The organism is Pseudoduganella sp. HUAS MS19 (genome assembly GCF_053615455.1).
The window spans coordinates 1888577-1908012 of the sequence record NZ_CM132133.1; the positions used below are offsets into that span (position 1 = coordinate 1888577).

Annotated in this window: 19 protein-coding genes; 6 read left to right on the forward strand and 13 right to left on the reverse strand. The window is 59.5% G+C overall.

Features of this window, described 5'->3' with window-relative positions; all coding sequences use genetic code 11:
- The first annotated feature begins 32 nt into the window (after positions 1-32).
- Genes ACWBU6_RS08650 through ACWBU6_RS08660 form a run of 3 tightly spaced genes read left to right on the forward strand, consistent with a single transcriptional unit; the run spans position 33 to position 2880 of the window.
- The gene (locus tag ACWBU6_RS08650) at positions 33-836 is read left to right on the forward strand and encodes a cupin-like domain-containing protein (RefSeq protein WP_452648401.1); all 804 of its coding nucleotides are present in this window, start codon (positions 33-35) and stop codon (positions 834-836) included.
- Entirely contained in the window at positions 833-1813 is a 981-nt protein-coding gene (locus ACWBU6_RS08655) for a glycosyl hydrolase (protein WP_452648402.1), read from the forward strand. Before ACWBU6_RS08650 ends, ACWBU6_RS08655 begins: the two co-directional genes overlap by 4 nt.
- Positions 1810-2880 (forward strand): acyltransferase family protein, encoded by a 1071-nt coding sequence (locus tag ACWBU6_RS08660; protein ID WP_452648403.1) that lies wholly within the window; start codon positions 1810-1812, stop codon positions 2878-2880. Before ACWBU6_RS08655 ends, ACWBU6_RS08660 begins: the two co-directional genes overlap by 4 nt.
- Here the strand turns inward: ACWBU6_RS08660 and ACWBU6_RS08665 are convergent.
- The 13 genes from ACWBU6_RS08665 to tssK form a co-directional block, all read right to left on the reverse strand.
- Positions 2870-3964, reverse strand: a complete 1095-nt coding sequence (locus tag ACWBU6_RS08665) for a M949_RS01915 family surface polysaccharide biosynthesis protein (protein WP_452648404.1) — start codon at positions 3962-3964, stop codon at positions 2870-2872. The two genes, ACWBU6_RS08660 and ACWBU6_RS08665, sit on opposite strands and share 11 nt — an antisense overlap.
- Positions 3957-4733: a hypothetical protein gene (locus tag ACWBU6_RS08670; RefSeq protein WP_452648405.1), complete on the reverse strand. Its 777-nt coding sequence runs from the start codon at positions 4731-4733 to the stop codon at positions 3957-3959. Before ACWBU6_RS08670 ends, ACWBU6_RS08665 begins: the two co-directional genes overlap by 8 nt.
- A 61-nt stretch (positions 4734-4794) precedes the next feature.
- Positions 4795-5882 (reverse strand): IS3 family transposase gene (locus ACWBU6_RS08675; protein WP_452644703.1). Its coding sequence is split into 2 segments (ribosomal slippage): positions 4795-5630 and positions 5630-5882, totalling 1089 coding nucleotides; the frame shifts between segments, so codons are not numbered across the junction.
- 50 nt (positions 5883-5932) lie between these two features.
- A complete protein-coding gene (locus ACWBU6_RS08680; RefSeq protein WP_452648406.1) occupies positions 5933-6331 on the reverse strand; it encodes a hypothetical protein in 399 nt (132 codons plus the stop codon).
- 38 nt (positions 6332-6369) lie between these two features.
- Positions 6370-7233: a hypothetical protein gene (locus tag ACWBU6_RS08685; RefSeq protein WP_452648407.1), complete on the reverse strand. Its 864-nt coding sequence runs from the start codon at positions 7231-7233 to the stop codon at positions 6370-6372.
- Between the two features lies 1 nt (position 7234).
- Positions 7235-7726 carry a hypothetical protein gene (locus tag ACWBU6_RS08690; protein ID WP_452648408.1) on the reverse strand — a complete coding sequence of 164 codons (492 nt, stop codon included), beginning with the start codon at positions 7724-7726 and terminating at the stop codon, positions 7235-7237.
- A 147-nt stretch (positions 7727-7873) separates the two neighbouring features.
- A complete protein-coding gene (locus tag ACWBU6_RS08695) occupies positions 7874-8620 on the reverse strand; it encodes a hypothetical protein (protein ID WP_452648409.1) in 747 nt (248 codons plus the stop codon).
- The gene (locus ACWBU6_RS08700) at positions 8617-9261 is read right to left on the reverse strand and encodes a M949_RS01915 family surface polysaccharide biosynthesis protein (protein WP_452648410.1); all 645 of its coding nucleotides are present in this window, start codon (positions 9259-9261) and stop codon (positions 8617-8619) included. Before ACWBU6_RS08700 ends, ACWBU6_RS08695 begins: the two co-directional genes overlap by 4 nt.
- A gap of 8 nt (positions 9262-9269) precedes the next feature.
- A complete protein-coding gene (locus ACWBU6_RS08705) occupies positions 9270-10988 on the reverse strand; it encodes a LysM peptidoglycan-binding domain-containing protein (protein WP_452648411.1) in 1719 nt (572 codons plus the stop codon).
- Between the two features lie 10 nt (positions 10989-10998).
- Positions 10999-11538 (reverse strand): hypothetical protein, encoded by a 540-nt coding sequence (locus ACWBU6_RS08710; RefSeq protein ID WP_452648412.1) that lies wholly within the window; start codon positions 11536-11538, stop codon positions 10999-11001.
- Complete coding sequence (locus ACWBU6_RS08715) at positions 11535-14486, reverse strand: type VI secretion system Vgr family protein (RefSeq protein ID WP_452648413.1); 2952 nt, start codon at positions 14484-14486, stop codon at positions 11535-11537. The genes ACWBU6_RS08710 and ACWBU6_RS08715 overlap by 4 nt, the downstream gene beginning before the upstream one ends.
- Positions 14486-15244: a type IVB secretion system protein IcmH/DotU gene (gene icmH / locus ACWBU6_RS08720; protein WP_452648414.1), complete on the reverse strand. Its 759-nt coding sequence runs from the start codon at positions 15242-15244 to the stop codon at positions 14486-14488. The genes ACWBU6_RS08715 and icmH overlap by 1 nt, the downstream gene beginning before the upstream one ends.
- Before the next feature lie 13 nt (positions 15245-15257).
- Positions 15258-16598 (reverse strand): type VI secretion system baseplate subunit TssK, encoded by a 1341-nt coding sequence (gene tssK, locus ACWBU6_RS08725; RefSeq protein ID WP_452648415.1) that lies wholly within the window; start codon positions 16596-16598, stop codon positions 15258-15260.
- 279 nt (positions 16599-16877) lie between these two features.
- Here tssK and ACWBU6_RS08730 point away from each other — a divergent pair, with 279 nt between their 5' ends.
- From ACWBU6_RS08730 to tssC, 3 genes are read left to right on the forward strand one after another with little or no spacing between them, the layout of a single operon-like run.
- Positions 16878-17414 (forward strand): tetratricopeptide repeat protein, encoded by a 537-nt coding sequence (locus tag ACWBU6_RS08730; RefSeq protein ID WP_452648416.1) that lies wholly within the window; start codon positions 16878-16880, stop codon positions 17412-17414.
- Between the two features lie 26 nt (positions 17415-17440).
- A complete protein-coding gene (gene tssB / locus ACWBU6_RS08735) occupies positions 17441-17944 on the forward strand; it encodes a type VI secretion system contractile sheath small subunit (protein WP_452648417.1) in 504 nt (167 codons plus the stop codon).
- Position 17945: 1 nt separating this feature from the next.
- A complete protein-coding gene (tssC, locus tag ACWBU6_RS08740; RefSeq protein WP_452648418.1) occupies positions 17946-19427 on the forward strand; it encodes a type VI secretion system contractile sheath large subunit in 1482 nt (493 codons plus the stop codon).
- The last annotated feature ends 9 nt before the right edge of the window (positions 19428-19436 follow it).

Below are 19436 nucleotides of genomic sequence, written 5' to 3' on the forward strand. Positions count from 1 at the left end.
CACGGCGGGGTTTTTTCATGAGGGGGATGACGATGGATGCAGTACGCTTCCAGCAAGAGATGGTGGCCCGGCAGCGGCCAGCGGTGTTGCGTGGACTGGTGCGTGACTGGCCTGCCTTGCGGGCTTCACAGCAGGGACCGGAGGCGCTGTGCAGCTACCTGATGCAGTTCGACAGCGGGGCCGCCTGCGATGCGGTATTGATGCCGCCTGAAGCGCATGGCCGGCTGTTTTACTCGCCTGATATGCGTGGCTTTAATTTCGTGCGCAGCAAGCGAACGGTGTCGCAAGTGATCGAGCAGGTGGCGCGCTATTCGCAGTTTGAAAACGCGCCGGCGGTGGCGATGCAGAGTGCCCTGCTTGACGAATGCCTGCCGGGATTCGCGGCGGCAAATCAGCAGCCTTTGCTCGATGTGGCGGCCAGGCCGCGCCTCTGGCTGGGCAACGAAGTGGTGACGCCAGCACATTTTGATGAGTCCCATAACCTTGCTTGCGTAGTCAGCGGAAGACGGCGGTTCACCCTGTTTCCACCCGCGCAGGCAGCGAATCTCTATATCGGGCCGCTGGATTTTGCGCCGACGCCGACGCCCATCAGCCTGGTGGATTTTGGTGCGCCGGACTTCGTGCGCTTTCCGCACTTCCGCACCGCGCTCGAGCATGCATTCGTTGTCGACCTGGAGCCAGGCGATGCGCTCTATCTCCCCTCGTTCTGGTGGCACCACGTTGAATCAATCGGGGTGCTCAATGTGATGGTCAATTACTGGTGGAGCGCGCCGGCCGCTGCGGGGCTGGATAAAGCCTCGGTGCTGGCGCTGGCCACCGGGGGAAGTAACACATGAAACAACTTATCCCGACAGCGCTCCTGGTGGCTGTGGCCTGCGTTTCCGGAGCAGCTTTCGCGGCGCATCCAGGGCCGCGTGTGGCGTCCGGTCCATACCAGTTCTTCGGCATGGCGCCGGCCGGTACGGTGCCGCGCGCAAGTGCGACTGCGCCCGATGGCGGCGCGCTCGCTCCCGGTACTGTCCTGAGCTGGGCTTTCGCCAACGGCGAATGCGGAGAAGAGCTTTGGCCCGGCAGCGTTCCCGGGCAGGCTGTAGCGGACGCCAACGTCGCTGGTGCGTCAGCCGATTACATCATTTCAACGGGCGGGCAGGGTGGAGTGTTTACCTGTTCCAGCGATGCCGGTATGGAGCGCTTTGTGACGCGCTATATGTCGCAGCGCCTGGTGGGATTCGACTTCGACATCGAAGCCGAACAAAGCGCCGAGCAGATTGAATCGCTGGTCAAACGTGTGCGTTATGTGCAGCGCAAGTATCCTAAACTGCGCTACAGCTTCACCGTGGCGACGCACGCGGCTTCGGATGGCAGCAACCATAGCCTGAACAAGACCGGCGAGACGGTGCTCTCCATGTTGCGCCGCCATGGCGTGCGCGACTACGTCCTGAACTTGATGGTGATGGATTATGGCCCTGCTGCCACCAAGGTTTGCGTAGTGCGCGAGGGGCGTTGCGACATGGGCGCTTCCGCGCTCCAGGCGGCGCGCAATGTGGAGCGTAAGTACAAGGTTCCGATGGCGCAGATTGCGCTCACTCCTATGATCGGCGTGAACGACGTAGTTGAAAATGTCTTTACGCTGGATGATGCCCGGTTCACGGCAGACTCGGTTCGCCGTTTCGGCATGGCGGGCCTGCATTTCTGGTCGCTGGACCGCGACAAGCCATGCAAGCAGGCAGTGGCAGGCGCTGATGGGAATTGCAGCACAATGAAGAATGTGTCCGCAGCGGCCTACCACCGGGCGATGGCGGCCTCGCGATGAGGGCAGTTGCGGCCCGCTATCAGTCGCTTGACGTCCTGCGCGGCCTGACGGTTGCGCTCATGATTATCGTGAATACGCCGGGCAGCTGGAGTCACGTCTACGCGCCGCTCCTGCACGCGCCCTGGCACGGTTTCACGCCGACAGATTGGGTCTTCCCAAGCTTCCTGTTTGTGGTGGGCAATGCCTTGGCGTTCACGCTGCCGCGCTATGAGGACATGGGCGGCAGCGCGGTGCTGGCGAAGATCGCCAGACGCGCACTGACCATCATAGCCCTCGGCCTGCTGTTATGCCTTTTGCCGAAACTGGGCGGGACATTGAGCGAGATGCGCTTGCCCGGTGTGCTGCAGCGCATTGGCCTCTGCTTTGGCATGGCCGCGCTGGTGCTGCATTACCTGGGCGCGCGCGGCGCAATGGTGTTCAGTGCCGTCGCGCTGCTCGGACATTGGCTGGTCTTGGCACTGTTCGGCGATTATAGCCTGCAAGGCAATGCCGGGCGGACCATCGACCTGTGGGTGTTCGGCGCCAGCCACCTGTACAAAGGGGAGGGCATTCCCTTCGATCCCGAAGGCTTGCTTGGTACATTGCCTGCCACGGTGAATGTCATAGCCGGCTACTTCGCGGGCCGCTACTTGCGGGAGAATGGTGCGACCGCACGCGCGCTGGGGCTACTGGCCGCTGCCGGTGTCGCGCTGTCTGTGCTGGCGCTGTGCTGGGCACCTTTGCTGCCGATCAATAAGAAACTGTGGACTGGCAGCTACGTGCTGCTCTCGACCGGTATCGCGCTGCTCGTGCTCGCTGCGCTGGCATGGACTATCGAAGTACGCGGCGCGCGGCGCTGGACCTATTTCTTCGAGGTCTTCGGCAAGAACACACTGTTCATCTACATGCTGTCGCAAGTGGCGGTGATTGCACTGGACAAGACCGGCACATACACCCTGCTGGCGTCGGCCCTGGAGCCGGTTGGCAGCCCCGAAGCCGCGTCGCTGGCGTTTGCGTTGCTGTTCATGCTTGCCTGTTGGCTGGCCGGTTACTGGTTGGACAAGCGAAGAATCTACATCAAAGTGTAGGGTCCAGGAATTCGATACGATTGTTCTCGTAATCCCATTTGTCGTACGGCCCGGAGATGCGAACGCTTTCCGGATCAATGGAGTTTTGCTGCGCGCGTTCAAATCGCCTTGCCAGCGTTGCATCGCTTGGCGGGGCGTCGGTTGGCACGAACAAGTCGACCCCATATGGCGTCTTTCCATCGACGCTAGTCATGGCGATGGCTATCTCGCGGGATGTGGGGCTGAAGAACATGCGTATGACTGCAGTGTTCTTGTCTTGAAGGTAAACGCCATCATCGCGCCATTTCGCAAAGAAGTGATTGTCACACGGAGTCTTCGGTGCGTGCTTCCATTCACAGGCAAGTACGATTACCACGTGGCGGACGTCCAGCCTCTTGATCGAGATGCGCGCCTTGCTATACCCCCATTTGCCGGTTGAATCCCGAAGGATGTAGTTTCCTTCCATCGCCTGCAATGGCGATTGCCATGAGCCCTCGCTCGCGAAATGCTGGGAGGCTTTGTTCCACAGGTTGCCCAGGTGATTCAGGAAAGCCGCATTCATCGGCAGCAATAAGGCAGCGTCTGGCTTTCGCATTCCGCCACGTAGCGGCCTGCCGGGAGTATAAACCAGCGTCTGTCCCCGCATCGCATACTTGTCTTCACCTTGGCGCATGATGGCTTTGACTTCCGTCGGCTCCGAACCTGTTCCGCAGGACAGGCTATATGCGACAGTGATCTCGGCCTTGCCATCGTTGTTCAGGTCCGTGGCCGGGGCAGCAATAGGGAAGAACGTTGGCTTTGCGGCGGAACCAATTGGACACTCCGCACCATCGCGAATGACCCATTCACGCGCTCCGTTCTTGTCGAACGAAATGGCCGCAAGGTTGAAGGATTTTCCGGTGCCGCTTTTGGCCGCGACTATCTGTTCGGACAACATGAGCGTGTGGTCGCCATGAGCGTCGTCGTAGCGAACGAGCGAGATGACTTGTTCCCCAGGCGCCAGGCCAGCTTTGAGTATGGCCGGGACCTCAGTTGAAGGAAAAGGCGTGCTCGCCTCGCATAGATTGCAGCAGGCGAGCAGTAGAAGGATCCAGCGACTATTCATCAAATTCGAGTGTGGTCAAGTCGTGGGAAAGCGTGGCCGAAAGTCCGCAATAGAACACATTCAGCCTGCCGCCATCGTCAACCGCATAGACTGAGAAGTCAGCTGCGCCGCCCTTCAATTCATCGGGGGAGCGCTGCCACGGGCAACTCCTGAGATTCATCTTACCTATCTGCCGTGGCAGAGGGGGATTGATGTCGACGGAGTGCAAGTACATTGCGTACTCCCTTTCGCACTGACCAGGGTCGTTCGCACAGGGACGACGGGCCGCCGTGTTCAACAGGAGGATGCCGCGATCGCGGTATGGCTGCAGTTCCTCCGGAAGGATGCGGATATACTCCTCCATGCCGACCAGCTCCGGCGCTTCGTTTTCAGCCAGGTGTTCAAGAACCAGGGTCTTGCCATTGGCAGTCAGCGAAATGGTTCGATTCGTTTTGTCGTACTTGATGCCGGGCGTGGCAGCAAGCGCCAAGTCGATCACGTACTCCTTTTGGCATATTGACGCGGCTTGAAGGAATTCCGGGACAAGGATGATGCCCTTGTCTTCTATCCAAGCCACATAGGATGCGCCTTTCAAGTAGTACTCGCAATTATCAAGGAAGTCCTTCAGAGTGGTCTTGCTGTCACGCAGAAGCGCCGCGCTCATTTCTGCGTTCAGTCCTATGCGCCGCGTGTTGTAATCACGAACCTTCGGTGTTGTTCTTCCTGGAAAGCTCTTTTCGAAGAGCTCTGTCACCGAAACGACTTTTCCGTCCTTAGTCGAGAAGACCAATGGATCTTTCTCGAAATCCGGGGGTAATCCCCCCATTTTTGATGCGCGCCAGAAGTAGGGGTTAGTCGGCGAGAGCGAGCTTCTGTTTTGGTGTTATCCCGCCCAGGCCCATGTTGGGGCGCTCGTGATTGTAAGTCCAGAGCCAGCCGGTGGCAAAGTCCTGGATCTCGTCGAGCGATTCAAACAGGTGCTGCGCAAGCCAGTCGTAGCGTACGGTGCGGTTATAGCGCTCGATGTAAGCGTTCTGCTGCGGCTGTCCAGGCTGGATAAACGCAATCTCAATGCCATGCTTCTTTGCCCATTGCGCCGTAACGCCGCTTATGTACTCCGGGCCGTTATCACAGCGTATCGCTCGAGGCTTGCCACGCCACTCAATGACTTGGTCCAGCGCCCGCACAACGCGTTCCGATGGCAGCGAGAAGTCCACGTCGATAGCCAGTCCTTCTCGGTTGTAATCGTCGATCACGTTGAACAATCTGATACTGCGACCGTCGGCAAGTTGGTCATGCATGAAGTCCATCGACCAGGTCTGGTTGATGGCCGTCGGCACGGACAACGGCACTGGCTTTTCCCTCATGATGCGCTGTCGTGGCTTGATGCGCAGATTCAGCTCCAGCTCGCGATAGATTCGATACACACGCTTGTGGTTCCAGCCGAAGCCCTTCACGTTGCGCAGGAACAGGAAGCACAAACCGAAGCCCCAGTTGCGCTGGTTGTTCGTCAGGCGAACCAGCCAATCGGCTATGACCTCATTCTCGGCATTGAGCTTTGCTTGATAACGGTAGCAAGTCTGGCTGATGCCGAAGGCCACACAGGCGCTCTTGACGGTCATGCGGCCGGCTTCGACGTAGTGTCGTGCCATCTCACGTCGGCGAGATGGCTTCACCACTTTTTTGCCAGCGCCTCCGCAACAATCTCCGCCTTCAGGCGCTCCTCCGCGTACATCTTCTTCAACCGACGATTTTCCTCCTCCAGCTCCTTCATTCGGGCCATCAGGGAGGCGTCCATGCCGCCGAACTTGGAACGCCATTTGTAGAACGTGGCACTGCTCATGCCATGCTCGCGGCACAGCTCAGGAACTGGGGCACCGGCCTCGGCCTGCTTCAGGATGGCGATGATCTGGCTTTCAGTAAAACGGGACGTCTTCATGCGGTAGAACCTTCAATTTCAAAGTTAGAAAATTCTACTTCCTGCGGCGATCATTTGGTGGGGGGATTACCCGGGGATCCCGCGCAAACAGTTTCCCGCGCAAAGACAAAGCTGATGTACTTCCTTGTCAGCATGATCTTCTCGATTTTTGATTCATAGCCCCAGGGATTCCCATGGACGTAGCTATGACATTCGTCCGCGTCTCGCTTGAATTCCTTGACTGCCCGCGCTAACTCCTGGTTGATGGCTTTAATGGCGTCCTTGCCGATTCCCGCGGCTGCATCGAGTTGCACTTTTTGAATCAGGATCTCTTTCGTGACCCGCTTTCCGTCGATTCGCTTGACTGGCGACACCCGATACTTGACCGATGGTGAGACGGTGACGCCGGCTGAAGCGGATGAATGAAGGCAGCCCAGAATGGCCAGGGCAAAAGCAATTTTTGAGAGCATATCGGGTGTGGATGGATAAGCGGAAGGCGCGCGGACAACTAGTTGTTTTTCACGTTGTAGTCGACCATTCCATTTGGCTTTGGCGCCAGGTAGAGGCTGACGATTGCGTTCTCGTCGGAGGAGGAGCTTTTCCAGGAAATGTACTTGATCTTCGCTTCCTTTCCTGACTCGTTCCTCAGCGTGACCTTGCAGGTAGAGCCGGGATCGAGAGCAATGTTCTTGCATCCTGCTGCATCCAGGGTGATAGTTTCGTCTTCTACATACTCACGATCCCAATCGCGCAACCTAAGTGGGAGGTTTCCATTGTTTACCAGTTCCAGTTCAACGGTGCGGCGCTTCCCATGAACAAGATCAGCGACTTCGCCCGAGTTGGATTTTGGCTTTAGCAATTCTGCCCATGGCATATGGAACTTTCCGTAGATCTTTCGCTCAGGGGAGAGAGGGGAGGAGTCGTGGACCCAAGCCTCATACTTGCTATCGAACAGGCGAAGATCGATGGTCATATCGAAGTCGCCGGCGACGAACTTTCTCGGGTTGACGGCGAATGTTACAAGGTACTCGCGCGAGCCTGGACATGTAGGGGGGACCGAGACCGGCTCTGTGCAGGTAGCCAGCGAACACTCCTCTTTGAGCTGAATACTTCTTGGGCGGATGATCAACCTGTACTTGATTTTTGAAGTGATGAAGTCACCTCCATTCCTGTCACTGAAATCGAACGCACCAAGCTGGAGATCCGTAACAAACTTGTCGCCTTGTTCGGTGAGGAAGGTGGCGGTCTCTTTGTGTTTTTCGACGGTGCGGCAAATCTCTTGCTTCGAAAGCCCAGCGGAGACTGTGCTGCCACTTGCGGAAATCAAAAAGAGAACGACGGTGAGGCGCTGTGCCAGAGGCGATCTTTTCATGTCAGTTGGAAGGAGGATCCAGCGGCAGGTACATCAGTATTCTTTTAGAGGATCTGCAGACAAAGCCATCAAGCGGCCGGCCGGACTGCGTAACCGTAGTGGAGTATTTGCGGCAATCGGCCTGGCTGGAAAGGTTTGCTCTCGAGGTTTTGTTCTTTTGCAGGAGCTCGCGGAATTCCCGGGAGAGCCAGGGGCGCGCCGCTTCGGGAACAATGAAAATGTCTCCGGTTGGTTCTTTGAGGGGGCTGAACCAGTCTTCGTCCTGGTCTAGTTCCGCAACTAAAGTATGGAAGTCGGTTGGGCCGGGGATGGTCCAGCCAGTCGTCTCGGGGGTACCAAAGATATCCCAGCGGGCTGATTTAACTGCGGGCGGAATATTGATAATTGCGCGCAGCGCAGCTATGTCTTCCGACTTCGGTTTGGGGGCTTCGAAAGAGCAACCGCCAAACATCACGATGGTAGCGGCAACCAGAATTCGGATTAGGGTTTTCAATTCTGGATCTCGATGTGGTAGTTTTCGTACTTCGACCGGAGTGCAAGCGATGCATGGCTGGTTTGCTTCACAGTCGAATTCGCGTTCATTGAGAGGCGTTCTTTGGGAAAGCACGGACGGGTAAGTAACGCGAAAATCCCCTGGTCTTCATTGGCCCGTTTGCGAGAATTCAAATTGGCGAAAGTCCCTGGATAGTATGCCTGTCGGAGAGCCTTCGATCTCCGGGTAATTGCTGAACCTGACCGCCAGCCTGCCATCGAGGACCAAATATGGGGAGAAGGCTGTCTCGTTCCCCGAGCGGTCGGGAACAATCGAACGAGAGCAGCTCTCAACTTGTACCTTGCCGAGAACTTTGACTTTTGCACCGCTAATGCTCAGGGCATTCACAAACACCTCACCCCCTGACCCGCACTGGCCCATGCCATCGCCGCCGCTGCTGCGAACGACGGAATTGAACAGGACCACGTCGCGTGACAGGTAGGGCTGCAATGGCAAGGGCAGGAAGCGGATGTACTTTTCCATTCCGATCAACTCGGGGCCATAGTTCATATCGATTCGTTCGACTGCTTGTGTGCGTCCGTTGATGGAGATACTGACCGTGCGCGCTTTCGGCAGGTAGCCAATCTGTAGTACCTTTCCGGGCAGGCATAGTGAGGCTCCCGGACGAAGTGTGCTGGCGCCTGGCGGGCATCCGAAGTTCTCGTCACCGCTATCTCTCAGGTGTCCAACTCTCGGCATGCCTTCCCGAACAGCCCGATCTTGTGCTTTCTCATCAGTGGACGGTGCGGCAACAGCCAGGGTGACCGGCAAGATTGCCGCCATCAGAACCATCAGCGTTGATGTCAGCGCAAATAAACTTGGCAACGCGGGGAAGCTAGCTTGGTAACGCGTCATCCATCGTTCCGCTCGATATAGACTTGCTGCCAGACTTTATCCATATGGCGCTTGAAAACGGCTTTATCGCTTTCCTGCAGCGCTTTATCTGGTTTGTTCGTGCCGCCCATCGGATCCTGGCCCTTGAACTTGATCAGCGACTCGCCGCGGATGGCGTACTTCTGTTTGCCTTGGCGCAGGATCACCTTGACGACCGATGGATCGATGCCGCCGCCGCAGAAGGTCTTGTAAGCGACAGTGACTTCTGCCTTGCCGTCCTTGTCCAGGTCAGTGACGGTGGTTGCGTCGGCGAAGAACGAGGCCGCACTGTCGAGCCCGGGGCAATCAACGCCATCCTTGATGGTCCATGAAGGCGACCACTTGCCGGCCGCCTGGTCGAAGTAGGTTGCCACCAGTTCGATATGCTCGACGCGTCCGTTCTGCGAAGCAGTTGATTTTTCGGTCAGCAGAAGAATGTGTTCGCCGAGCGAGTCTTGAACCTTCTTGCCCAACACGACCTTGCCTTTGGTTTCAACCTGGAGCCGGGCAATCTCAGAGGCAGGGATGGTGGCGGAAGTCAGGTCGCTGGCCTGGCCGCTATGACAGGCCAGCACAAGCAGGGAGCAAGCGGAATAGGTGAGGGTGATGGCAAATCTGTTCATAGTCATGCTTATCGGGTCGCGTCGCCTTCTTTCTTGTGCAGCGAAATGCCAAAGGCCTTATTCAACTCAGCGCAGGTATGATTGGCCAAGCTCTTGCCGTCCTTGATTTCCTTCTTCGCGAATTCAGAGTATGCGAGCGGAACAAAGAAACGCAAACTTTTCTTGAACGGCGTGAAGTTGATCTGGTCGGACTGGTTGCCGCCAAGACAGGCATAACTGTCACCGTCCTTGGCGTAGACAAAGGAGACGTGGTGTGTACCCTGAAGCATGATCGCACCGTACACGGGTTCCTTGATCTCGACGAAAGTCGCATCCAGCGCCACGGCTCGGGCGCGGAACGAATTCTTCCATTTGGAGTATGCCGGCTGGGCGTTGATGAGGCAATACGAGACGAAGGAGGCACACCAGGCGTTGTCCTTGCCCTCCAGGGAGGTCAGGAAACCGCCCCCCGTCAGCTTGTGGTAATTGCTGGTCTTGGTAATGGTGCTTTCGGTCTTGCCAGCCCATTTCTTCGCTTCTGCAATTGCGACTGCCATCCACGGTGCGCGCTTTTGGTCGACCGGTATCAGGGCCAGCGGCGAGCCACTGCCTTCCTTGCTGCGTGCTGGCTCGGCAGGTTTGGCTGCGGGTTGCTGCGGCTGTTGCTGTTTCTTTGCTGGCGGCGCAGCCTTCTTGGGCGCCTGGGCCAGGGGCGTCGGCTTGGTGGCTCCTCCAGCCTTCGCCTGCTTTGCGGCCGCTTTTCCATGAATGGAGAGCTTATCGCCGGGGAAGATACGAGCGATATTCTTAATGTGCGGATTGTCGCGCTGGATTTCAGCGACAGTCGTTTCGAAGTCTTTGGCAATCCGGCCAGCGGTGTCACCGGGCTGGACTACATACAGCGTTGGCGTGCGTGCGGCTGGAGCGGCAGGGACCTTGGTTTCTGCCTTCTTCTTTACTTCCGTCGTGGCCGAAAAGATGTCCAGCGAATGGATCAACGCAAGGGTCTTCGACTCCTGCTCCATGATGAATTCATGGGCTTTTTTCCACTGGCCGTCAAGCGCGGTAAGGAAGACCTTGACCTGTTCGCCTGGAGTCAGGTGGACAATGGTGGGCACGCGGCCGCTCTTGTCCGTTTTGGTCTCATGGGTCTTGCCTGCGATTTCGACTTTGACTGGCAGGTCGGCCTTCGGCTTTGCGCCATCGGTGATCACGATATTGGTGGCCGGGACCAGCTTCTCCTTGCGCGTCTCCTTCTTGCCATGGAAGCCTTCGTGCTTCTCCATCGCGTCCATCATGCTTTCGAGCTGCGCGTCCGTCATGCTGGAGAGCTTGGTGGTCGTCGGCAGGCCGGTGTGCTTGGAGATGACAGCCGCGTACTTTTCCGGATCGTTGCTGTCGGTCTTGGGGGCATAGCCGTAAATGAGCTTGCCCTTGCCGTCATCGATACCGGTCAGCATGGTATAGATCGTGCGATCGTTATAACGGCTGCGCAGCAAAGCCTTCTTCTGCTTCCGGCCCTCTTCATAACTGGAAAAGATCAGAAACGACTTGTTGGTTTTGGTATCGCCGATGCCGATTGCGCCATAGATCAGCACTCCTTTTTTGCCGGGACGCAGGTTGCCTGGGTTGTTGAAGCGCCAGGCGACGGTGCCGCCACTGCGAAGCAGATGACTGCCATCGCCAGCGACATAATCCACGGTCAGGGTGTCGGCGTCGTACTTCGCGCTCAGGTACTCTTTCGTCATGATGGTGTTCTCAACGCGTTGGCTTCAGGAGCGCTTCCTTGGCGAGAATCTCCTCGACGCCATTTTTGACCTTGCCGTACGGGCGGGTAAACACCGGCTGCAGCGAATAAGCAGGTAGCTCCGGATTACTGCCATCGGTTTCGACGAACTTGTACCAGGTGGCGCTGGCAGTGCCTGCTTCGCTATACCCTTTGTCGGAGTTCCTGCTGGCGATGACGAAGAAGGTGCCTTCCTTGCGCGAGACGACGGTGGCGTCGGCCAGGAGTACATCGCCTCCGCTTGCACTTTCCCAGCTAAATTCCATGCCGCCGTTCTTTGGCATCAGCGGAACCTGGTTCCAGTCCTGGTCGCCGTTGGCCTTGAAATAGAAGCTGTAGCTGCGGTGGAAGGACGTGACGTCCTGGAAGCTGCCGACGACCAGGATCAGCTTGCCGGAACCGGTGGGCCACTCGTGCAGGCCTTGGCTCATTGGTACAACGTCTTTGGCGGCATATGCCGACATCGTCATGCTAAAGGCTAACAGGACGCCCAGGCAAAGGCGTTTGATCATTCATCATCTCCAATAGGGGTGCCCATCAGATGGGCGATCATGTCGGAGTCCAGGAACTGGACGTCATCGTCATGCGGCTGCGAGGAAAAGCTCACCAGCAGCGCGGGATTGTTGTGCATTTCCACGTAATGGTCGAAAGGCGTTGGCGGCACATCGGCCGCGGCGACATTCGGCTGCTCGCGCCAGGCATCGTCGCCGATCAGTAATTGCAGGTCTTCCTTCTTCGGGAAATCCTTGCGTGGTAAGCGGCCGTCCTTTGGCACTGTTCCTTCAGCAAGCACCTTGCCCTTGCTGTCCACCAGTTTGTAGGGCTGGTCGGTAATCCCCATCAAGTCACCCAGCTTGTCGCTGCCGGCAAAGGCAAAGCGCAAGCTGTGCGGGCCAGCGTCGGACTTGAATGCCTCCGGCATGGTGACCAGCCCGTTTGGCAAGGGGGGCAGCTCGGCCGCTGCGGACCCTGCGCCCTGGAAGTCATGCTTGGCTGCCTTGACGGTGAAATTTCCCGGGCAGGCGAAAGTGATGTTGCCGCCCTCGAGAACGATGGAGGACTGGCCGGCGTGCAGCACGATCTTCTTGTTGGCCTTGATCTCGATACCGTCGTTGACCGACAGGACCACGACTTCCTTGTCCGCCAGGATTTCCAATTCGCCGGTGTTGGCTTGCAGCGAGACGTCGCCATTGCCGGCGATGGCCTTGATACCACCTTCACGCGTGAACAGGGTGGCGGCGTTGCCGGCCACGCTGGAGTAGGTCTGGCCGGCTGTCAGGTGCAGGTCGGAACCGCTGGTCCAGTGCAGTTGCTCGCCGGCGAACAGCAGGGTGGAGGCGGGCGTGGCGAGGTTGATGCTGTCCACGCTGTCGATCACGGTAACGGCGCTGCCGAAGCGTTCCACCGGCTTGGCCGAATCGAGGTCGCGAGCGCCGTCCTGCGCACGCTGGGCGGTGTGGCCGTTGACCGCACCGGCGTATTTGCCGTCCTGTTTCGGGTCAAGCTGCTTGAGCATGTCCTGCTGCGCCTTGATGGCGTCGGCGCTGTACAAAGCGTGCTGCTGCGCGGCGGGCTTGGCCAGGCTGTCGGCCAGCTTCTGACTGGCGCGCAGGCGTTCCACCGCATCGTCCGCTTCGAGCTGGGTCGAACTGATGCCGCTGCCCTGCGCGCCGCGGCGGCTGGTGGTCAGCAGCAGGCCTTCGCCGGAGCGCAGTACGGCCCAGGCGTCGGTGCGCAGCTCGAAGCCGGTGCCGCGGTGCGCACCGCGCGTGGCCGAATCGGGCGCCTGGTGCACGATGTGGCCCAGGTTCAACTGGCTGGCCGCCGTGCTGCTGGCAAGGCGCATGCGCAATTGCTGGCTGGTGTCGTCCAGCACCCATTGGTTGTAGCCATCGCCGTCGAGGGCGTGGCTGTGGATGCCGGAGATGACGCCGGCGTGATTGGCACTGGAGTCGATGCCGGCCGAGAAAGGCGGCCGGTCGCTGCCGGTGTAGAGCTGGGCCACCACGACAGGGCGGTCGATATCGCCTTCAATGAAGTCGACCAGCACTTCAGTGCCGATGCGTGGCGTGAACTGGCTGCCGAAATTCGGGCCGGCCAGCGCTTCAGAGACGCGCACCCAGGTGCCGGAGCTGTCGTCGCCTGGCGCATTGCCTTTGGCGTCCGTATTGTGATTGGCGCCACCCGGATTGGCGCCAGGGCCGCGCTGCCATGGGAACTGGATACGGATCTGCTGTCCGCGTTGCGTGGTGTTGGCTGCATTGGGCAGGCCGACCACCAGCGCCGTTTGCGCGCCGAGCGCCGCACCCTGCACCCGCAGGGCAGTGGTCGGCGGCACCAGGGGCACGGCGGAACGCACGCAGGCGAAGCGGTTGCGATAGGTGCCGGGAGCAACGCCAGGGCCGGCTTTCAGCGATGGCGTGAAGTTGTTGCGCGCTTCGTGTTCCACCCACAACGTGGTGAACTCGTCGCCGTCGAAGCGTTCATGGCCAGTCAGCGCGAAGTTGCTGCCTGCGGCCAGGCGGCGTGCCGAGCCTTCTCCGGTAAACTGCTTGTTCGCCAGTTCGGCGGCCTGCAGCATCAGCAGGCTATGGCTGTCCGCTTCGCCGCTGGCGGTGTAGCTGCGCTCTTCGCTGCCGTCGTAGATGGACATCGATGGCAGTTCGCCGGCATCGAGGTTGCTGGTCTGTTCGGCTGCTGGCGCCGACACCTGCGCCGGGTCCCAGCTTGCGATGCTGATGGCGTTCGGCGCAATGGCGCGGCGGGCGGAGAACTGATCGATCGAGTCGTCCCGTTCCGTTGCGCGCACGCCGTGGAAGCGCAGGGCTTGCACGGCGGGGCGTTCCGCCTGGCTGTCGAAGACCACGACGCGGTGGCGCGACTGGCCGTCCCGCGTGGCTTCCTCGTTCTGGTCGTGTTCGAAGCGCCAGTTCAGGCCTTCGGATGCCAGAATGCGGCACAGGAACTCGAAATCGCTTTCGCGGTATTGGGTGGTGGTGGGGCGCGGCGCCAGCTCTTGCGTGACGTTGAAGTCGAGCCGCACCTGTGTGTAATCGGCCAGCAGTTCCTGCACGATGTCGCGCACGGACTTGTCCTGGAAGATGTAGTTGTCGCGGCGCAGCCGCAGCAGGGCCAGCGCCGGTTCCAGGCGCAGGCGGTAGCGTGCTACGCCACCGTCGGCGCCAAGCCAAGCGGCTTGCGTGCAGATGCCGTGCCAGGAACGGCGGCTGCCATCCGGCTGCAGCAAGCGCATGGTCAGTTCTTCGCCGATGAATTGCCCGAGATCGAGGCTGGTGGACGTGCTCAGTGCATCGATGTCGAAGCAGAACAGTTCATTCACGCCTTCGCGGCCGACCAGGCGTTCCGCCATCAGGCTTTCCGGCAAGCCGGATTCCTGGGCGCTGGAGAGCGTCAGCAGGCGGCCATGCTGGGCCAGGCCTGTCCCGAACAGCGACCGCATCACGGCAGTGTGATGGTGACGTGGGCCTGGCGCGGCGCCATGCGCACAACGTCGTTATAGGCGCTCACCTGCTTCGCCGTATGGCTGGAAAGCGAGGTGCGCAGGCCGATATATGCCAGCGCTGAAATCAGTGCGAACACGGAGCACAGCACCCACAGCGGCAGGTCGCTGCGCAGTTTGTGCATCACCTGGTCGGGGCGTTCGGCATGCGGCGCGAAGCCGGGACGGCGGCCCTTCATGTGGGCAATTTCATCGCCCAGGCGGCTGGTCAGGTAGCCGAGCTTTTCCGAGCCTTCCAGGATGTAGCGGCCCTGGAAGCCAAGCAGCAGGCACATATGGAACACTTCCAGCGCTTCCACATGCTCGCTGCTGCGGGTGCGCAGCGCATCGAGGCGGTTGAAGAAATTTTCACCTGCCAGTTGGTCGCCGAACATGGTCAGTTGCAGCGGCTTCAGTTCCCATGCGTCGCGGATGGAGAAGTGGGAGCGCAGGATGATTTCGTCGACTGCGGCGCAAAAAGCGTACTTGGCGGCGTCGATATCGTCCGCAGAAGCGTTCTTCTTGCGCGCATTGCGGCCGAAGTCGTCGAGGAAGCGCGCCATGCGTGACTGGAATTCCGTGTGGTCCTGCGGGGCGCTGCCGTTCTTCAGCATGAACAGGGCGTAGAAGCCGTCGTACATCAGGTCCAGCAGGGTGGCGTTGGCGGCCGGTGCGGCGATCGGTTCGGCGATAAGTGAAGGTGGGGCGATGGTGTTCATGTTCTACTCTGGTTCAGGAGTTCACGGCAATCAATTCGAGTCGCAATTCACGCATGCCGGAAGGGGCATAGATTTCAATAGACTGGGCCTGCAGCATGCGTTCGTACAGCGGACCTTTGGAGTCCAGCGTGAAGTAGCAGGTGTCCGGGCGTACCGGCACCGCAGCCGGAACCTGCGGCGCGTGCGTCAGGCGCACGCCCGGCATGGCCGACAGCACCAGCTTTTCGACATCGTCCGGCGCGCCGACCTTGAAGCGCAGCGGCACCACTTCCACCAGCTCCACGGCCGGCATTTCGGCGCCGACGGCGAGGTAGAAGGTGGTGTCATCGCTGATCTTGCCGGAATCGAGCATGCCGCGGTGGTGTGCCGGTTTCGGCTGCGACAGGGCGATGGCGAAGTAGCGCGAGGAAATCACGGTGTCGAGCAATTCGCGCACGATCATGTAAAGCTGCGAAAACGCCGGACCCGGATCGTCGTGGCGGTACGGCGGCAGGTCCGACAGCGACCAGCTGCGCGAATACGTCATCAGCGCGCCTGCCAGCGACAGGAGCTGTTCGTACAGGCGTTCCGGGTGCAGCTCCGGGTTATGGTAGTAGTGCGACAGCGATGCGAACGCAGTGCTGGCGGTGTGCAGCAGCCAGAACGTGGACATGTCGCCGCTGCGGAACTCGATGACGTTGCGGCTTGGTTCGCGGTGATGCCCGTACAGCGCATTGACCTTGGCCTGCAGCGCATCGAGCAGGCGGCGCAGTTGCAGGAACAGGGGCTGCGCGGTGCGGATGGTCAGGCTTGGCGGCACGAAGCCGGGATCGAGTTCAAAACCGCCGGTGGAGAGCCGGCGCAGGCGCAGCAGCGGCAGGCACACATAACCTTCGCGCGGTTCTGCGTCCGACACCAGGCGCAGCGATTTTTTCAGGAAGGCCAGCTCGGCCTGCGCTGCTTGGGTGTACAGGTCCGGCGTTTCGGCATTGGCCTGCGAAAAGCGGGCGCCGTTCGATGGCTGGCCAGCCTGCGCGAAGTTGCCGCCGAAATGCTTGAACACGGGCAGGGCGGCATACCAGGTCACGCTGTGCTGCGATTGTGCGAGCTGGCCCAGGTCGATCGCTTCCGGCAGGTTGTCATGGCCCGGCGCCTCGATCAATTCACCATCGGGCAACACCAGCGACAGGTCGAGCAGGCGCAGCGTGTTGTGCGCCAGGGCTTCCATGTCGATCGTCAGGCGGTCGACGCCCCACGCATACGGGTGTACGGCTTTTACGCTGCGATGCAAACGGTGCTCGTGATAGCGGTCCTGTTGCTGGAAATGCTGGGGGCGCAGAAATAAGCCTTCCCCCCATAACACCTTGCTGGCCATCAATGATCCTTCTGATAATTGTTTTCTGGTAAGTGCCAGAACAATAACACTTCCTGGGAAACCCTGTACACCAAGGCTCAATCGTGCGCGGGGGTGTGAATATTGGTGAGATTCAATTGTGCGTAGGTAATATTTTTTTTCTGCTAACGTTCGTCCGACGCAACTATTGTAAAAAAGCTATTTGTCCGTTCGATGAGGTTAGTTATGAAGAAAATCACTGTTATCTCCCGTGTTTTGTGCATCGCAGCAATCGCTGCTTCCCTGTCTGCTTGCCAGACCATGGATACCAAAGTCGCCGCTCCGGTAAAACCGAAGCTGGAAGACATGCTGGCCAGGGCTACCGAAGCCAAGGTGGCCGGTAAACAAGAGCAGGCCATCACCCTGTGGAAGGAAACCGCCAACGCCTACCCGGCCGATAAATCGCCTTGGGTCAACATCGCCCAGTCCCGCTATGACGCAGGGCAATATGGCGAAGCGATTGTGAGCGCCCAGGAGATCCTGGTGCGCGATCCGTCCGACCAGCTGGCCAATAGCATTATTGCGATTTCCGGCCTGCGCCTGTCCACCCGTGCATTGGGCGACCTGAGCCGCCAGAACAACCTGTCCGGTTCCATCCGCACCGAATCGCAGGACCTGGCCAAGCTGCTGCGCGAGAGCCTGGGCGAAACCGTGCTGGTGCCGACTGCCGAGAAGAAGCCGGCGAGCCGCAGCAATGCCGCCAACGCCGCTGCCAACGCCGTTCGCAACCGGGTCCAGTCGGCAAAACCGCCTGCTACGACCAATACCAGCGCCGACCCATTCGGCGCACTGAAATAACCACCAAGTCCAAAGAAGGAGAAGCCATGTCCAAAAGCGAAAGCGTCCAGAAGCGCCTGCAGAAAATCCGTCCGCCACGGGTCCAGATGACCTATGACGTGGAAATCGGCGACGCAATCGAAAACAAGGAACTGCCCTTTGTGATGGGGGTTGTCGGCGATTTCGGCGGCAATTCCGAGGTGGAGAAAAAACGCCTGAAGGATCGCAGCTTCGTCAACATTGACCGCGACAACTTCGACGAAGTGATGAAGGGCGTGGAACCGCGCGCCGCCTTCCGCGTGCCCAATGAGCTGGGCGGCGAAGGCCAGTTCGGCGTCGACCTGAAATTCAAGGCCATTTCCGACTTCCGTCCGGAGGCGGTGGTGGAGCAGGTGGAGCCGCTGCGCCAGCTGCTGGAAGCGCGTAACAAGCTGGCTGACCTGCGCAACAAGCTGGCCGGCAACGACAAGCTGGAAGACCTGCTGAACGACGTGCTGCGCAGCACGGAGAAGCTGGCCGAACTGGGCCAGAAGCCTGAACAAGGAGAATAAGATGTCGGCACAACTGAACGCCGCCGGTGCATTGGCCACCGCAGAAGTAAACTTGCTCGACCAGATCGTCGAGCAGAGCAAGGTCGCCAAATCGACCAGCGAGCACGCCCGTGCGAAAGACATCATTTCCGAACTGGCGCAGCAAGTGATGGCCGGCACCGTGGTGGTGTCGGACAACCTGGCCGCCACCATCGACGCCCGCGTGGCGGAGCTGGACCGCCTGATTTCCTCGCAGCTGTCGGTCATCATGCATGCGCCGGAATTCCAGAAGCTGGAAAGCAGCTGGACCGGCCTGCATTACCTGGTGAAGAACACCGCCACCAGCACCGGCCTGAAAATCAAGATGCTGAACGCGACCAAGAAGGAACTGGTCAAGGACTTCCAGGGCGCGCTCGAATTCGACCAGAGCTCCATGTTCAAGAAGGTCTACGAAGAAGAATTCGGCACCTTCGGTGGCGCTCCCTTCGGCGCCTTGCTGGGCGATTTCGAGATCACCCGCCAGCCGGAAGACATGTACTTCATCGAGCAGATGTCGCACGTGGCCGCTGCCGCCCACGCGCCTTTCATCAGCTCTGCTTCGCCTGAGCTGTTCGGCCTGGAAACCTACGCCGACCTTGGCAAGCCGCGCGACCTGTCGAAAGTCTTCGACACCGTGGAATACGCCAAGTGGAAGTCGTTCCGCGATTCCGAAGATTCGCGCTACGTCGGCCTGACCCTGCCGCGCTTCCTGGGCCGCCTGCCGTTCAATCCGGCCGACGGCGCCACGGTTGAAGGCTTCAACTACGTGGAAGACGTGGACGGCACCGACCATGAGAAGTACCTGTGGTGTAACGCCGCCTACGCCTTCGGCGTGCGCCTGACCCGTGCGTTCGAGGACTTCGGCTGGTGCGCCGCGATCCGCGGCGTGGAAGGCGGCGGCCTGGTGGAAGACCTGCCGACCCACACCTTCAAGACCGACGAAGGCGAAGTGGCGCTGAAATGCCCGACCGAAATCGCCATTACCGACCGCCGCGAGAAAGAGCTGAGCGACCTTGGCTTCATTTCGCTGGTGCATTGCAAGAATACCGACTACGCAGCCTTCTTCGGCGCGCAGTCCGCGCAGAAGGCGCGCAAGTACAACACCGACGCTGCCAACGCCAACGCCGTGCTGTCGGCCCAGCTCCAGTACATCTTTGCCGTATCGCGCATCGCCCACTACATGAAGGCCATGATGCGTGACAAGATCGGCAGCTTCGCTGCTGCTTCGAACGTCGAGGATTACCTGAACCGCTGGCTGACCCAGTACGTGCTGTTGGACGATAACGCCAGCCAGGAGCAAAAAGCGCAGTTCCCGCTGCGTGAAGCTAACGTGCAAGTGTCCGAAGTGCCTGGCCGTCCAGGCGTGTATCGCGCTGTGTCCTTCCTGCGTCCCCACTTCCAGCTCGACGAGCTGTCCGTTTCACTCCGTTTGGTCGCGGAGCTGCCGCAATCGACCAAGTCGTAATTTTTATTT

What these genes read in the sequence shown, in the direction of transcription:
- ACWBU6_RS08650 (WP_452648401.1), top strand. Translation starts at nt 33, where the DNA reads ATGGATGCAGTACGCTTCCAGCAAGAGATGGTGGCCCGGCAGCGGCCA.
- ACWBU6_RS08655 (WP_452648402.1), top strand. Translation starts at nt 833, where the DNA reads ATGAAACAACTTATCCCGACAGCGCTCCTGGTGGCTGTGGCCTGCGTT.
- ACWBU6_RS08660 (WP_452648403.1), top strand. Translation starts at nt 1,810, where the DNA reads ATGAGGGCAGTTGCGGCCCGCTATCAGTCGCTTGACGTCCTGCGCGGC.
- ACWBU6_RS08665 (WP_452648404.1), bottom strand. Translation starts at nt 3,964, where the DNA reads ATGAATAGTCGCTGGATCCTTCTACTGCTCGCCTGCTGCAATCTATGC.
- ACWBU6_RS08680 (WP_452648406.1), bottom strand. Translation starts at nt 6,331, where the DNA reads ATGCTCTCAAAAATTGCTTTTGCCCTGGCCATTCTGGGCTGCCTTCAT.
- ACWBU6_RS08685 (WP_452648407.1), bottom strand. Translation starts at nt 7,233, where the DNA reads ATGAAAAGATCGCCTCTGGCACAGCGCCTCACCGTCGTTCTCTTTTTG.
- ACWBU6_RS08695 (WP_452648409.1), bottom strand. Translation starts at nt 8,620, where the DNA reads ATGACGCGTTACCAAGCTAGCTTCCCCGCGTTGCCAAGTTTATTTGCG.
- ACWBU6_RS08700 (WP_452648410.1), bottom strand. Translation starts at nt 9,261, where the DNA reads ATGAACAGATTTGCCATCACCCTCACCTATTCCGCTTGCTCCCTGCTT.
- ACWBU6_RS08705 (WP_452648411.1), bottom strand. Translation starts at nt 10,988, where the DNA reads ATGACGAAAGAGTACCTGAGCGCGAAGTACGACGCCGACACCCTGACC.
- ACWBU6_RS08710 (WP_452648412.1), bottom strand. Translation starts at nt 11,538, where the DNA reads ATGATCAAACGCCTTTGCCTGGGCGTCCTGTTAGCCTTTAGCATGACG.
- ACWBU6_RS08715 (WP_452648413.1), bottom strand. Translation starts at nt 14,486, where the DNA reads ATGCGGTCGCTGTTCGGGACAGGCCTGGCCCAGCATGGCCGCCTGCTG.
- icmH (WP_452648414.1), bottom strand. Translation starts at nt 15,244, where the DNA reads ATGAACACCATCGCCCCACCTTCACTTATCGCCGAACCGATCGCCGCA.
- tssK (WP_452648415.1), bottom strand. Translation starts at nt 16,598, where the DNA reads ATGGCCAGCAAGGTGTTATGGGGGGAAGGCTTATTTCTGCGCCCCCAG.
- ACWBU6_RS08730 (WP_452648416.1), top strand. Translation starts at nt 16,878, where the DNA reads ATGGATACCAAAGTCGCCGCTCCGGTAAAACCGAAGCTGGAAGACATG.
- tssB (WP_452648417.1), top strand. Translation starts at nt 17,441, where the DNA reads ATGTCCAAAAGCGAAAGCGTCCAGAAGCGCCTGCAGAAAATCCGTCCG.
- tssC (WP_452648418.1), top strand. Translation starts at nt 17,946, where the DNA reads ATGTCGGCACAACTGAACGCCGCCGGTGCATTGGCCACCGCAGAAGTA.